Raw genomic sequence first — 13,461 nt, forward strand, 5'->3', positions numbered from 1 at the left:
ATGCGCCTGACGATCCTCGGCGGCGGCGGTTTCCGGGTGCCGCTGGTCTATCGCGCCCTGCTCGCCGACCGCCGCCGCACCGGCATCACCGAGGTCATGCTCCACGACGTCGACCCCGGCCGCCTCGACGCCATCGGCCGCGTCCTGGCCGCTCAGGCCCGTGATGTGCCCGACGCGCCCGCCGTCGGCACCACCACCGACCTCGACACCGCGGTGACCGGCGCCGCCTTCGTCTTCTGTGCCGTCCGCGTCGGCGGTCTCCGCGGCCGGGTCACCGACGAACGGGTCGCGCTCTCGCTGGGCGTCCTCGGTCAGGAGACCGTGGGGGCGGGCGGCATCTCCTACGGTCTGCGTACTGTGCCGGTCGCCCGCCACATCGCCGCACGCGTCGCCCACCTGGCCCCCGAGGCCTGGACCATCAACTTCACCAACCCGGCCGGCCTGGTCACCGAAGCCATGGCCACCCACCTCGGCGACCGCGTCATCGGCATCTGCGACTCCCCGGCCGGCCTCGTGGACCGCGCCCTCGGAGCACTCGGTGCCGACCGCGCGAGCGTGCACATCGACTATGCGGGGCTCAACCACCTCGGCTGGCTCTACGGGATGCGCCAGCTGTCGGGGCCGGACCTGCTTCCCGGGCTGCTCGCCGACAAGGCGCTCCTGGAGACCCTGGAAGAGGGACGGCTCTTCGGCGCCGCCCACCTCCGCGACCTCGGTGCGATCCCGAATGAGTACCTGCACTATTACTACGACTCGGCCGGCACCCTCGCCGCCGTCCGCGATGCCCCGCAGACTCGTGGCGCCTTCCTTCTCGAGCAGCAGCACCGCTGCTATGCCGAGATCAGCGCCGGCGATCCCCTGGAGGCGTGGCTGGCCGCGTGGCGCGAACGCGAAGCCACCTACATGGCCGAGAACCGCGAACTGGCCGGTGCCGGCGAGCGCGACCACGACGAGTCCCGCCCGGCGGGCTATGAGGGAGTGGCGCTGGCGGTGATGCGCGCGCTCGCCCACGACGAGCCGGCGACGCTGATCCTCAACGTCCGCAACCGGGGCACTCTCGGGATTCTGGACGACGACGCTGTCGTCGAGGTGCCGTGCACGGTGGACGCCCGCGGCGCGGCCCCGCACCGGGTGGCCCCGCTTCCCGGTCACGGTGTGTCCCTGGTCAGAGCCGTCAAGTCAGCCGAACGGGCCGTCCTGGAGGCGGTGGCCACCGGCTCCCGGTCCGCGGCCGTCCGTGCGATGGCCGCTCACCCCCTGATCGCCTCCGAGCCGGTGGCCCGCCGCCTGATCGACGCCTATCGTGCCGAGCTTCCGGGCCTCGCCTACCTCCGTTGACCCGAAAAAGTCGTATCCCTCTGAGAGGGTGAAGCCCTGAACGGGCGCGACGGAGGGTGAGCGTTGTGTATGGATATCTCGGCTCGATGAAGGCCAGGTCCGGGCACCGCGACGAGGTCGTGGAGATCCTGACCGGCGGTGCTGACGGGTTACGGGCCGCGGGCTGCCATCTCTATGTCGTCGGCGTCTCGGAGAGCGACGACCAGACGATCTGGGTCAGCGAGGTGTGGGACAGCAAGGAGCACCACGACGCCTCACTCCAGCTTCCGGAGACCCGAGCGGCGATCGCCAGGGCCATGCCGATGCTGACCGGCGAGTTCGACAGCCACGAGATCGCCGTGGTCGGCGGCCTGGGCGTCCCGGTCGCGAACGACTGAGGGCCCCGGGCCGGTTTTCAGGAATCGGGGAGGGCCAGGGCGATGGTCAGGGCCAGCACCCACTCCGGGTCGCGGAGCCTGTCGCCGTAAAGCTCGCGCAGGCGGGTCATGCGGTAACGGACGGTTTGGGGGTGGACGAAGAGCTCGGTGGCGATGTCCTCGCGGCGGCCGTGGTTGAGCAGCCAGCTGCGGAGGGTTTCGATGAGCTTGGCGGCGGCTGCGCCTCGCTCGCCGGACAGGGGAGCCAGGGCTCGGGCCCGGAGGTCGGCGAGGGCTGACGGGTCGGCGGAGACGACCACGCCGGCCAGGTGGTCCTCGGTGTCCACCACCGTGCCTGACGACGGGGGGCAGAGTTCGTGGACGCGGATGACGCGGTCCACCGAGCTCTTCGCCTCCAGCCAGGGGCGGGCCGGGCCGATCGTGGCGCTGTGGCCGGAGAGGAGCCGGACGAGGTGCGGGCGGCTGGCGCCCTGCGGGTCGGGGACCAGCAGCATCGTCATGCCGGGGAGGTCGGGGACGGCGTCGGCCAGGACGAGCGTGCGCGGGTCCAGGAGGTCGATCACCCAGCGGGCGGAGCGTTCGGGGAGCATCACGGCGGTGAGGGTCTGCGGGGGTGCCCAGTCGGCCTGTTCGGCGGCGGCCGTCACGATGTGCGCGGGTTCGCCGGCGACCAGGACCTGGGCGAGTTCCTGCAGGTGGCGCAGGCGGATGCGGCCGGAGGCGGCGAGTTCGTCGGCGTGTCCTGCGACGCTGGCGGCGGAGAGTTCGTCGATGTAGGCGAAGACGAGTTCGGCGAAGTCGGCGATCGTGGCGGCGGGCTGTCCGGTGCCGACGCTGATCGCGGCGAGTTCGCGCCAGGCGACGCGGGCGCCGACACGGTAGGCGGCGAGCAGGGCGTCCAGGCTGCGGCCCGAGCGGGCCTCGCCCCTGCCCAGGGCGTACGCGGCCTCCAGCGCTGAGGCCAGGGGAGTGCCGGGATCGGCTCCCGGGCGGGACACCAGGTTCAGGAACGTGCCGAGGGCGGCGCGTACCGCTTTCTCGATCTTGTGCCCGAGTTCGCCGGCGAACGCCTCCGCGTAGGCGGGCACCTCCATGGTGATGGCGGCGATGGTCTGTACCGAAACTTCGGGCAGTCCGTGCCGAAGAGGACTGACGACTTCCGCGGGGAGACGGTAGGACCGCACATCGCGGAGGGCTGGTTTCACGCGTACTCCTCATCTTTGGTCCGATTGTTGTCCCCGCCGAACAATTATGCCCGCGCCGATTCACTTCCGCTGGTCATGCTTTCTCCCTTGCGAACCAGCAGGCTTGGTCATGTGCCTGTTACACAGACATTGCGCAACGGAGCCTGGCGCGTCGTCGAGTTGATCACGACGCCGGTGGTTCCTGCCGACTACCTCGACGTGATCGCGCCGCTGCGCAATCCGACCGTGCTGCGCGCCCGGATCGAGGCGGTTCGCGAGGAGACGCCGAACGCCGTGACCCTCGAGCTGCGGCCCGGGCGCAACTGGCAGCCCCACCAGCCGGGGCAGTACGTCCGGCTCGGCGTGGACGTCGACGGGGTGCGGCTGTGGCGGGCCTACTCGGTGTCGAGCGCGGCCGGCCGGTCCGACGGGCGCTTCACGGTCACCGTGAACGCGGTCACGGACGGCGTGGTCAGCGGCTACCTGCGGCGGCACGCGCGGCGCGGCATGATCGTGAACCTGGACCTGCCGGCCGGTGACTTCCTGCTGCCGGCGACCCCTCCGGCGAAGGCGCTGTTCGTGACCGCGGGCAGCGGGATCACGCCGGTCATGGGCATGCTGCGCAGCTCGCTGGACTCGCTGGCGGACGTCGTGGTGGTGCACTCGGCGCGCACCCCCGAGGACGCCGTCTTCGGCGCCGACCTGCGTGCCCTCGCCGCCGACGGCCGGATCCGGCTGATCGAGCGGCACACCGGCGCCGACGGGCGCCTGAAGCCGGACGAGCTGAGCTCGCTGGTGCCCGACCTGTTCGAGCGTGAGACCTGGGCGTGCGGGCCCGGCACGATGCTCGACGACCTGACCGTGCACTGGACCGATGCCGGTTTCGATGACCGGCTGCACGTCGAGCGGTTCCGGCCGACGGTGCTGGTCGCGGGGGAGGGTGGCACTGTCACCTTCGAGCGGACCGGGACGGTTGCCGACGCGCCCGGCGGGACGTCGATCCTGGAGGCAGGGGAGGCCGCCGGGCAGCTCATGGCGTCCGGCTGCCGGATGGGCATCTGCTACAAGTGCGTGCTTCCGATGCGTGAGGGCATTGTGCGCGACCTGCGTGACGGCACGATCACCGCGGTCTCCGAGGTGGACGGCGACAAGGTCCTGATCCAAACCTGCATCAACGCGGCGGCCGCCCCCTGCCGCTTCGACGCCTGACTCTTCCCCTTTTTGCTGATTTATCGCAGATTCGAGGTAACTGTGACGACGCTGCAGCGCAAGGATGTCAACCCGATCGCCCACCTCACGCCCGAGGACATCGAGCAGATCGGGCGCGAACTCGACGCGATCCGCGACGAGTTCCTCGCCGTACGCGGTGAGAAGGACGCCAAGTACATCCGCAAGATGATCGCCGTTCAGCGCCGGATCGAACTGGGCAGCCGCGCCCTGCTGCTCTTCTCGCTCTTCCCGCCGGCCTGGATCCTCGGCACCGCCGGCCTGTCCATCTCCAAGATTCTCGAGAACATGGAGATCGGCCACAACATCCTGCACGGCCAGTACGACTTCATGCGCGACCCGAAGATCCACTCGACGACCTGGGAGTGGGACTCGGTCTCGCCGGCCGACCAGTGGAAGCACTCGCACAACGAGCTGCACCACAAGTACACCAACGTGGTCGGCCGCGACAACGACCTCGGCTACGGCATCATGCGCGTCGACGAGCAGCAGAAGTGGGTGCCGGCGCACCTGGGCCAGCCGCTCTACAACTTCATCAACGCCTGCTTCTTCGAGTACGGGATCGCCGCGTACGACCTGGAGCTGGGCCGCAACCTGCGCACCAAGAAGCGGCGCAACAACCCGGAGTTCCGCCAGCGCGCGAAGGCCGTCCTCCGCAAGATCCGCCGCCAGGTCGCCAAGGACTACGTGATCCACCCCGCCCTGGCCATCCCGGTCGGCTTCCTGATGGGCAACCCGCTCGGCGCGTTCCTCGGCACGCTCGCCGCCAACGCGGTCGCGTCGGTGGTCCGCAACCTGTGGAGCCACTCGGTCATCATGTGCGGCCACTTCCCGAACGGGGTCGAGACGTTCGAGCGCACCTCGATCACGGGTGAGACCCGCGGCGAGTGGTACCTGCGGCAGATGCTCGGGTCGGCCAACATCAGCGGCAGCAAGCTGATGCACATCATGACCGGCAACCTGTCCCACCAGATCGAGCACCACCTCTTCCCGGACCTGCCGGCCAGCCGGTACGCGGAGATCGCCCCCAAGGTGCGGGCGCTGTTCGAGAAGTACGAGCTGAACTACGTGACCGGCCCGATCGTCTTCCAGGTCGCGTCCGCGTGGGCGAAGGTGTTCCGGCTGGCGCTGCCCAACCGCAAGTCCGCCAACGCGATCGACCACACGATCCCGCCCCGCCACCCGGCCGAGGCCGCCGCGGTCTGACGGCTCGCTGTTCCGCGACGGGCGTGGGTCACGGGTAGGCCCGTGGTCCACGCCCATCGGCGTCTCCGTGGGCATATACCAAAGTCAGCAGAGGCAGACTTCCGGCGTCTGGAGGCGGGCCGGGTGCGGCGCCTAGCGTCAACAGGTGTGAAGAACGAGGCGCGCGAATCGGTGGTGCTCAGCCTGTCCGGTGCGGGGCGGGTGCTGGTCATGGCGGGGCCGGTGGCGCTCGGGGTGCTGCTGGCGGTGGTGCTGCCGCCGATCGCGCGCTGGGCCGTGGGTCTGGGGATCGGGCTGCCGTTCGGGCCGGTGTGGCGGGTGGTCGGTTCGATGGACACCTGGTGGAAGGTGGCGATCCAGGTGGCGATCCTGGGGCTGCTGGGTGTGCTGGCGACGATCGAGATCCTGCGCCGCACCGCGCGGGTGACCGTCACGGCCGAGCGGGTGCGGTTCGATGTGGGGGACGAGCATCGGACGCTCGCCCGGTCGGACATCGAGGCGATCTTTCTGGACGGCAGCGTGCTGGTGGTACTGGACCTGGAGTCGAGGCAGGCGTTTCGCGGTGAGCCGCAGGCCGAGGCGGCGACGCTGGAGCGGGTGTTCCGGGAGTTCGGGTACCCGTGGCGCGACGCCGACCCGTTCGCCGGCCTCTACCAGCCGTGGTCCCCGGAGAGCGGGCAGGTCCCGGTGGCGGTCGAGGCGGTCCTGGCGGCGAGGGCGGTGGCGGTGCGCAAGAGGGCCGGCCGGGAGTCCGCCGAACTCCGGGAGGCGCTGCAGAAGCTCGGTTACGAGGTGCGCGACGACGGTGATCGTCAGTCCTGGCGCCCCCTGGTCCGTCCATGATCGCCGGAATTCGCTATCGGGCGGTCGACGTGGCCGCCATCCTCACCTCCTGGTTCTTCTCTCTGGTCCTGATCGGCGAGGCCGAGTCCACCGGCCGCATCAGCGAGCAGGAGACCTTCCCCCTGCTGCTGATCGGCTGGGTGAGTGCGCTGGCGATCTGGTGGCGGCGCAGTCACCCGGTGGCGATGGCGCTGCTGATCGCCCCGGCCGGTCTGGTCACCGACGCCGGGGCGTTCGCCGGCATGGTCTTGCTCTACACGCTGGTCACGCTGCGCCGCGGGCGGGTCATCGTCCTCGTCGTGGCGATCGGCGTGGTCACCGGTCTCAGCTACGCCTATCGGCGGCCGGATCCGACCCTGCCGTTCCTGGGCGAGGTGGTGCTGAGCGGGGCGCTGCTCGCGGTGACGGTCGCGGTCGGCGTCGCCGTGCGGTCGCGGCGGGAGCTCGTCGCCTCGCTGCGGGAGCGGGCGACCCGCGCCGAGGAGGAGGCGAGGCTACGTGCTGACCGGTTGCGATCATTGGAGCGGGAGCGGATCGCCCGGGAGATGCACGACGCGCTGGCTCACCGGATCTCGATGGTGAGCCTGCACGCGGGAGCGCTGCAGATCCGCCCGGACCTGACCCCGGAGGAGGTGGCGAAGGCGGCGGCGACCATCCGGGACAGCGCCCACCAGGCCTTGGAGGACCTGCGGGAGATCCTCGGCGTGCTGCGTGCCGGCACCGCGGGGGACGGCCTGCGGCCGCAACCCGACCTGCGAGGCCTGGGCGATCTTCTCAAGGAGGCGCAGGATGCGGGCGTACGCGTGGACGCGCTCAACCGCATCGAGGACGCCACGATCGCGCCCTCGGCAGCACGCTGTGTCTACCGTCTGGTGCAGGAGGGCCTCACCAACGCGACCAAGCACGCGCCGGGCGTACCCGTACGTCTTCTTCTTGAAAAATCCCCGCAGGGTGAGTTGCACGTGGAGGTCTCCAATCCCCTGCCGGGCACGCCCGCTCCCGGTGTTCCCGGCGCCGGTGCCGGTCTCGTCGGCCTGGCCGAGCGAGTGGAGTTGCTCGGTGGGCGGCTGCGTTCCGGTGTGCGTGCCGACCCGCGCACCGGACTCGGATTCCATCTGGAAGCGTGGCTGCCGTGGCCGAACTGATCCGGGTGCTGATCGCCGACGACGACCCGCTGGTCCGGGTGGGGCTCTCGCTGGTGCTGGGCGCGGGGCCGGACCTGCAGCTGGTGGGTGAGGCGGGCGACGGCGCCGAGGCGGTGGAGGCGTCCCGGCGGCTGCATCCGGACGTGGTGCTGATGGACATCCGGATGCCGAGGATGGACGGCCTGGCCGCCACCGCGGAGCTGCGGCGCGACGGCCCGCGGCCGGCGATCGTGGTGCTGACCACCTTCGACACCGACGAGCACCTGCTCGGCGCGCTGCGGCTGGGCGCGAACGGGTTCCTGCTGAAGGACATTGCGCCGACCGAGATCCTGGACGCGGTGCGGCGCGCGGCGGCGGGGGAGTCGATTCTGTCGCCGTCGGTTGTTCCGCGCCTGATCGGGTACGCGGTGGGCCGTTCCACAGACGACGAGCGCGACGGACGGGCCGCGCGGGCGGCCGCGGTGCTGGACCGGCTGACCGAGCGGGAGCGGGACGTGGCCGGCGCGGTGGCGACCGGCAGGTCCAACGCGGAGATCGGCGCCGAGCTGCACATGAGCGTGCCGACCGTGAAGGCGTACGTGTCCCGCCTCCTGGACAAACTCGGCTGCGCCAACCGGGTGCAGGTGGCGATCCTGGTCCACGACTCCCGGATGGGAAAGTGACGAAAGCCGTGAGGGTCGTTACATCGATTGGCTCCGCAGCGCGCTGGGAGTTACGGTGGGCACGCTGCAAAACCCCACTCACCAAGTAGGGTTTGCGACGCTCGTCACATACGGCTGACCAGGGTGTTCACGTGATCGAAATCAGCGGGCTTCGCAAGACGTACCGCTCCAGGAAGGGTGCCGTCACCGCTGTGGACGGTGTCGACCTGAGCGTCGGCGAGGGCGAGGTCTTCGGCGTCCTGGGCCGCAGCGGCGCGGGCAAGAGCACCCTGCTGCGCTGCGTCAACATGCTGGAGCGGCCGGACGCCGGCACGGTCACCGTGGGCGGTGTCGAGCTGACCGCACTGCGCCGTAAGCCGTTGCGGCTGGCGCGGCACGGGATCGGGATGATCCACCAGCACTTCGCGCTGCTGTCGTCGCGGACGGTCGCGGGCAACGTGGCGTTCGCGCTCGAGGTCACCGGAGTGCCGCGGGCCGAGCGCGGGGCCCGGGTCGAGGAACTGCTCGAGACCGTGGGGCTGACCGATCGCGCTCAGGCGTACCCCGCTCAGCTCTCCGGTGGCCAGAAGCAGCGGGTGGGCATCGCCCGCGCGCTCGCCGCGCGGCCGAAGGTGCTGCTCTCGGACGAGGCGACGTCGGCGCTGGACCCGGAGACGACGGAGTCGATCCTGCGGCTGCTGCTGGACCTGAACAAGCGGCTCGGCCTGACCATCCTGCTGATCACCCACGAGATGACCGTGGTGAAGCGGATCTGCACGTCCGCAGCGGTGATGCGCGACGGCCGGTTCATCGAGGCCGGCCCGGTCGCCGGCCTGCTGCGCGAGCCCGGCTCGGAGCTGGCCCGCGACCTGTTCCCGCTGGACACCGCGGCCGCGCTGCCCGGGTCGACGATCGTGGACCTGACGGTCAGCGGCGACGAGGCGGACCAGTCGATCATCGCGGACCTGGCCCGCCGCTTCGACATCGATGTGCGGATCCTCGGCGGCGCCGTGGAGACCCTCGCGACCACACGTGCCGGGCGGTGGCGGCTCGCGCTGCCCGGCGACCCGGACGACAACCGCAAGGCGCTGGACTACCTGCGCGAGCGTGGTGCACAGGTGGGAGCGGCACAGTGACCTGGCCCGAAGTATTCGAGCTGCTCGGCCCCGGCATCCAGGAGACGCTCTGGATGGTCGGCCTGGCGTCGCTGTTCACCGCGCTCGGCGGCCTGCCGATCGGCGTGCTGTTCGTGCTCACCGAGCGCGGCGGGCTCATGCCGTTCGCGCCGCTCAACCGGGTGCTCGGCCTGATCGTCAACCTCGGGCGCTCGATCCCGTACCTGATCCTGATGGTCGCGATCATCCCGTTCACCCGCCTGGTGGTCGGCACCAGCATCGGCACCGACGCGGCGATCGTCCCGCTGACCGTCGGCGCGATCCCGTTCTTCGCCCGCATCGTCGAGACCGCGCTGCGTGAGGTGCCGTCCGACGTGCTCGGCGCCGCCACCGCGATGGGCGCCTCCCGGCGGCAGATCGTCGGCAAGGTGCTGCTCCGCGAGGCGCTGCCCGGACTGATCTCGGGCTTCACCGTCACGATCATCGCGATCGTCGGGTACTCCGCGATGGCCGGCACGGTCGGCGGCGGTGGCCTCGGCGCCCTGGCGATCATCTACGGATACCAGCGCTTCGAGACCAACGTGATGATCGCGACGGTCGTGGCCCTGGTCCTGCTCGTCCAGCTCGTCCAGATGGTGGGTGACCTGCTCGCCCGGCGGCTCTCGCACCGCTGACGTCCTCCTTTCCTGTGCCTCCCGCTCCGTTTGACCTTATTCCCATCTCTCCCGTCTGAAAGGTTCCATCATGCGCCGCCGTTCGTTCGCCGCCGTTCTGGCCTCAGCCACCCTCGTCCTGGGGCTGGCCGCCTGCGGTTCCTCCGACTCGTCGTCGGCCTCGGACACTCTCAAGGTCGGGGTCAGCCCGGTTCCGCACGGGGAGATCCTCAAGTACGTCTCGGACAACCTCGCCGCGGCCGAGGGCCTCAAGCTGGAGATCGTCGAGTTCGACGACTACATCCAGCCGAACGTGGCTCTGCGGGAGAAGCAGCTCGACGCCAACTACTTCCAGCACATCCCGTACCTGGAGGAGGAGGTCGCGTCCAAGGGCTACAAGTTCACCGCGCTCAAGCCGGTGCACATCGAGCCTTTGGGCGTGTACTCCAAGAAGGTCAAGAGCCTCGCCGAGGTCCCGTCCGGTGGCGTCGTCGGCATCCCGAACGACCCGTCGAACTCGGGCCGGGCGCTCAGCCTGCTCGCCAAGAACGGGCTGATCACGCTCAAGGACGGCGTCGGCGTCAAGGCCACCGTCGCGGACATCGCGGCCAACCCGAAGAACCTCGACATCAAGGCGCTCGACGCCGCGCAGCTGCCGCGCAGCCTCGAGGACACCGCGATCTCGGTGATCAACGGCAACTACGCGATCGAGACGGGCCTCAAGCCGGCCACCGACTCGCTCGCGCTGGAGAGCGGTGCGGACAACCCGTACGCGAACCTGGTCGTGGTCCGCACCGGCGACGAGGGTGACGCCCGTGTCGTCAAGCTGGAGAAGCTGCTGCACTCGCCCGAGGTGAAGAAGTTCATCGAGGACAAGTACCAGGGTTCGGTGCTCGCCGCGTTCTGAGTTGCCGGCGGGGCGCGTCCCGGACGCGCCCCGCCCTCGTTTTTTATGCGGCCTTCGCCGCTAGGACTGCCGCGCTCAGCGTGGCGCAGGCGCCCTGGTCGGCCCAGACGTCGGCGGCGCCGGGGGTCTCGCCCTGCGTCCACCACTTGGCCCGCCAGATCCGGCCGTTGTGCGACACGGTGTTGCCGCCGACGTAGACGGCGCTGCTGCTCCACGCGGCCGACGAGCAGCCGGTGGGCGGCGGGTTGGTCGGGCCGCCACCGCCGCCGGTGCCGCCGATGTTGACGTCGATGCAGGAGTAGAACGCGTTCGCGGTGTCGGAGATGGTCCAGACCGCCAGGATCTTCTGCCGGCCGGAGAAGCCGCCCAGGTTGATCGTGTGCGACAGGGTGGCCGGCGGCTGCTGGTTGTTGCCGCTGAAGTTGCCGACCCGGGTGCCCCCGATGAAGTACTCCCAGCCGGTCGTGGCGTGCCGGGCCGTGTTGATCCAGGTGAGCGTCAGCGAGGTGCCGACGTTCGTGGCCGGCCAGCCCTTGCTGTCGTCGTTGAGCTCGGCGAACTGCGCGTTGTTGCCATGACAGTTCCGCAGGCCCTTGGGGCCCTCGACGCTCTGCGGCTCGTACTTGATCTGGCCGCAGGAGACCCGGTTCTGTGCGCAGAGCGCCTGGCGGCTGGGCGGTGAGGAGACGTATCCGTGTGCTGATGCCGGGGACACCACCAGTAGGGAGCCCGCCGCGCCCAAGAGGGCGACGGACAACAAAGTGATCAACCTGCGCATGCCACTCCTCCAACGATGAACGTCGATAGATGGATGTGACAGGAATATAAAGCAAACCTTCCTAACAGAAAAGCTCTGACCATCGCCTTTCATCTATTGACAAACGTTGTTAACAAGTACCACCGTGTGAGAGCGCTCTCTCGTCCTCGGGGCGCGGAACCCACAGCGGAAGGAGGTATCCCTCGTGCGTAAAGTCCTGCGCACCCTCGCCGCGCTGGCCATGACCATCCCGGTCGCGGCCGCGGTGTCCCCACCGGCGGCGCAAGCCGTCGGACCGGCGATCCTGCCGGTGACCGTCGCGAACAGCACCGGCCGCGGTGAAGCGGTCTACCTGTACGTCATCGGCGTCCAGCTCTCCTCCGGCCGGCTCGGCTACGTCAACCAGGCGGGCACGTTCACCGCCTGGAGCGGCGGCGCTCTCCCGCCGGCACCCGCACCCGACGTGTCCATCGCGGGCGCGGGCAACGGTGGCAGCACCCGGATCAACTTCCCGCGCGGGTTCTCCGGCCGGGTCTACATGTCGCTGGGGGAGAAGCTGAAGTTCTTCCTCACCCCGGACGGCCTCGTCCAGCCCGCGCCGTGGGCGGCCGGTGACGCCAACGCCAACATCCTGTTCGACTGGAGCGAGTTCACCTACAACGACGCCGGTCTGTGGCTGAACAGCTCGCAGGTCGACATGTTCGCGATTCCGCACGCGGTCACGGTCACCGGGGCGAGCGGGCAGACGAAGCGTACGGGTGACGTCGTCGCCAACGGTCGCGACAACGTGATCAACACGCTGCGCAACACGGCCGGCTGGCAGAACACGGTGCGTACCCGCTCCGACGGCACGGTCCTGCGCGTACTGGCGCCGGGCAAGGCCGCCGGGGCCGGTCTGATGAGCGCCAACTACCTCGACTCGTACATCGCGTCGGCGTGGAACGCGTACACGACCAAGACGCTGACCGTGGTGCCGTTCGGCGACCAGCCCAACACCCGCTACTTCGGCCGGACGTCGGGCACGGTCATGAACTTCACCAACTCGGCCGGTACCCGTGTGGCGTCCTTCAACCGGCCGTCGTCGGCGAGCGTGTGGGGCTGCGACGGTGACCTTCCGGCGCCTAACGACCAGGTGGTGGGGCCGATTTCGCGTACGCTGTGCGCCGCTCTCAACCGCGGCACGCTGGGCACCGTCGACACCCAGCCGAGCACGAACGCGGCGGACTTCTACAAGAGCAACCCGACCAACGTCTACGCCAAGGTCATCCACCAGAACATGGCGGACGGCAAGGCGTACGCTTTCGCCTTCGACGACGTCGGCGCGTTCGAGTCGCTGGTCCACGACGGCGATCCGCGCTCGGCCGGCATCATCCTCTCGCCGTTCACCGGCGGCGGCGGGCCCACCAACCCGGGCACCGGCGCGGTCTCGGTGATCAGCAACCTGAACAGCAAATGCATCGACGTGCCGAGCGGTGTCTTCAACGACGGCGTCCAGCTGCAGATGTGGACCTGCAACAACACCAACGCCCAGAAGTGGACCTTCACCGGCGGGACGCTGGTCTCGCAGAACAACAAGTGCATGGACGTGGCGTGGGGCTCCACCGCCAACGGAGCGGCCATCCAGCTCGCCACGTGCAGCGGGAACGCGGCGCAGCAGTTCGTGCTGGAGTCGAACGGCGTGCTGCGCAACCCGCAGTCGAACAGGTGCGTCGACATCGACGCGTGGAACCCGAACGACGGCGCCAAGCTGCTGCAGTGGGACTGCCACGGCGGCGCCAACCAGACCTGGCGCAAGGGCTGAGAGAACGTGCCCGCCGTGGGGCTCCCGCGGCGGGCACGACCGGCGCATACTCAGATCATGACCAAGGACCTGGGCAAGACGCCGGAGGATTTCAAGAAGCTGCCGCCGCGCATCCTGCCGGACGATCACGTCGAGCTGGTGGAGACGCGGCAGGCCGAGGCGCGGCCCTGGCCCGCTCCCAGTGAGGCGCAGGAGCGGGCGGTCTACGGAGCCGGCGGCTGACCCCCGGTCTCCGCGCCGGCCTTCGTCTTGAGGCCGGCCTTCGGC

Annotated in this window: 14 protein-coding genes; 12 read left to right on the top strand and 2 right to left on the bottom strand. The window is 69.8% G+C overall.

Features of this window, described 5'->3' with window-relative positions; genetic code table 11:
* Both AB0M02_RS12605 and AB0M02_RS12610 read left to right on the top strand, forming a co-directional pair.
* Positions 1-1,338 (top strand): 6-phospho-beta-glucosidase, encoded by a 1,338-nt coding sequence (locus AB0M02_RS12605; protein ID WP_364225214.1) that lies wholly within the window; start codon positions 1-3, stop codon positions 1,336-1,338.
* 56 nt (positions 1,339-1,394) lie between these two features.
* Positions 1,395-1,715, top strand: coding sequence for a putative quinol monooxygenase (locus tag AB0M02_RS12610; protein ID WP_364225216.1), 321 nt, complete (start codon positions 1,395-1,397; stop codon positions 1,713-1,715).
* A 17-nt stretch (positions 1,716-1,732) separates the two neighbouring features.
* Here the strand turns inward: AB0M02_RS12610 and AB0M02_RS12615 are convergent, their stop codons facing one another.
* Entirely contained in the window at positions 1,733-2,920 is a 1,188-nt protein-coding gene (locus AB0M02_RS12615) for a helix-turn-helix domain-containing protein (RefSeq protein ID WP_364225219.1), read from the bottom strand.
* A gap of 75 nt (positions 2,921-2,995) precedes the next feature.
* Between AB0M02_RS12615 and AB0M02_RS12620 the strand changes: the two genes are divergently transcribed.
* The 8 genes from AB0M02_RS12620 to AB0M02_RS12655 all read left to right on the top strand — a co-directional run bounded on the left by AB0M02_RS12620 (position 2,996) and on the right by AB0M02_RS12655 (position 10,636).
* Positions 2,996-4,108 carry a ferredoxin reductase gene (locus AB0M02_RS12620; protein ID WP_364225222.1) on the top strand — a complete coding sequence of 371 codons (1,113 nt, stop codon included), beginning with the start codon at positions 2,996-2,998 and terminating at the stop codon, positions 4,106-4,108.
* A gap of 42 nt (positions 4,109-4,150) precedes the next feature.
* Positions 4,151-5,332: an acyl-CoA desaturase gene (locus AB0M02_RS12625; protein ID WP_364225225.1), complete on the top strand. Its 1,182-nt coding sequence runs from the start codon at positions 4,151-4,153 to the stop codon at positions 5,330-5,332.
* 147 nt (positions 5,333-5,479) lie between these two features.
* The gene (locus AB0M02_RS12630; protein WP_364225228.1) at positions 5,480-6,175 is read left to right on the top strand and encodes a hypothetical protein; all 696 of its coding nucleotides are present in this window, start codon (positions 5,480-5,482) and stop codon (positions 6,173-6,175) included.
* Entirely contained in the window at positions 6,172-7,320 is a 1,149-nt protein-coding gene (locus tag AB0M02_RS12635) for a histidine kinase (protein ID WP_364225231.1), read from the top strand. The genes AB0M02_RS12630 and AB0M02_RS12635 overlap by 4 nt, the downstream gene beginning before the upstream one ends.
* Positions 7,308-7,982 (top strand): response regulator transcription factor, encoded by a 675-nt coding sequence (locus tag AB0M02_RS12640; RefSeq protein WP_364225233.1) that lies wholly within the window; start codon positions 7,308-7,310, stop codon positions 7,980-7,982. Before AB0M02_RS12635 ends, AB0M02_RS12640 begins: the two co-directional genes overlap by 13 nt.
* A 131-nt stretch (positions 7,983-8,113) precedes the next feature.
* Positions 8,114-9,097 carry an ATP-binding cassette domain-containing protein gene (locus AB0M02_RS12645; RefSeq protein ID WP_364225236.1) on the top strand — a complete coding sequence of 328 codons (984 nt, stop codon included), beginning with the start codon at positions 8,114-8,116 and terminating at the stop codon, positions 9,095-9,097.
* Entirely contained in the window at positions 9,094-9,750 is a 657-nt protein-coding gene (locus AB0M02_RS12650; RefSeq protein WP_364225238.1) for a methionine ABC transporter permease, read from the top strand. The genes AB0M02_RS12645 and AB0M02_RS12650 overlap by 4 nt, the downstream gene beginning before the upstream one ends.
* 70 nt (positions 9,751-9,820) lie before the next feature.
* Positions 9,821-10,636: a MetQ/NlpA family ABC transporter substrate-binding protein gene (locus AB0M02_RS12655; RefSeq protein WP_364225241.1), complete on the top strand. Its 816-nt coding sequence runs from the start codon at positions 9,821-9,823 to the stop codon at positions 10,634-10,636.
* Positions 10,637-10,679: 43 nt separating this feature from the next.
* On the opposite strand, the gene AB0M02_RS12660 is transcribed toward AB0M02_RS12655, so the two are convergent.
* The gene (locus AB0M02_RS12660) at positions 10,680-11,414 is read right to left on the bottom strand and encodes a lytic polysaccharide monooxygenase (protein ID WP_364225243.1); all 735 of its coding nucleotides are present in this window, start codon (positions 11,412-11,414) and stop codon (positions 10,680-10,682) included.
* Positions 11,415-11,634: 220 nt separating this feature from the next.
* Between AB0M02_RS12660 and AB0M02_RS12665 the strand changes: the two genes are divergently transcribed.
* Positions 11,635-13,194 (top strand): beta-1,3-glucanase family protein, encoded by a 1,560-nt coding sequence (locus AB0M02_RS12665; protein ID WP_364226062.1) that lies wholly within the window; start codon positions 11,635-11,637, stop codon positions 13,192-13,194.
* Between the two features lie 57 nt (positions 13,195-13,251).
* Entirely contained in the window at positions 13,252-13,416 is a 165-nt protein-coding gene (locus AB0M02_RS12670) for a hypothetical protein (protein ID WP_364225246.1), read from the top strand.
* The last annotated feature ends 45 nt before the right edge of the window (positions 13,417-13,461 follow it).

The sequence above is a fragment of the Actinoplanes sp. NPDC051861 genome, from assembly GCF_040681145.1.
GTDB lineage: Bacteria > Actinomycetota > Actinomycetes > Mycobacteriales > Micromonosporaceae > Actinoplanes.

What these genes read in the sequence shown, in the direction of transcription:
- AB0M02_RS12605 (WP_364225214.1), top strand. Translation starts at nt 1, where the DNA reads ATGCGCCTGACGATCCTCGGCGGCGGCGGTTTCCGGGTGCCGCTGGTC.
- AB0M02_RS12660 (WP_364225243.1), bottom strand. Translation starts at nt 11,414, where the DNA reads ATGCGCAGGTTGATCACTTTGTTGTCCGTCGCCCTCTTGGGCGCGGCG.
- AB0M02_RS12670 (WP_364225246.1), top strand. Translation starts at nt 13,252, where the DNA reads ATGACCAAGGACCTGGGCAAGACGCCGGAGGATTTCAAGAAGCTGCCG.
- AB0M02_RS12665 (WP_364226062.1), top strand. Translation starts at nt 11,635, where the DNA reads ATGACCATCCCGGTCGCGGCCGCGGTGTCCCCACCGGCGGCGCAAGCC.
- AB0M02_RS12655 (WP_364225241.1), top strand. Translation starts at nt 9,821, where the DNA reads ATGCGCCGCCGTTCGTTCGCCGCCGTTCTGGCCTCAGCCACCCTCGTC.
- AB0M02_RS12635 (WP_364225231.1), top strand. Translation starts at nt 6,172, where the DNA reads ATGATCGCCGGAATTCGCTATCGGGCGGTCGACGTGGCCGCCATCCTC.
- AB0M02_RS12620 (WP_364225222.1), top strand. Translation starts at nt 2,996, where the DNA reads ATGCTTTCTCCCTTGCGAACCAGCAGGCTTGGTCATGTGCCTGTTACA.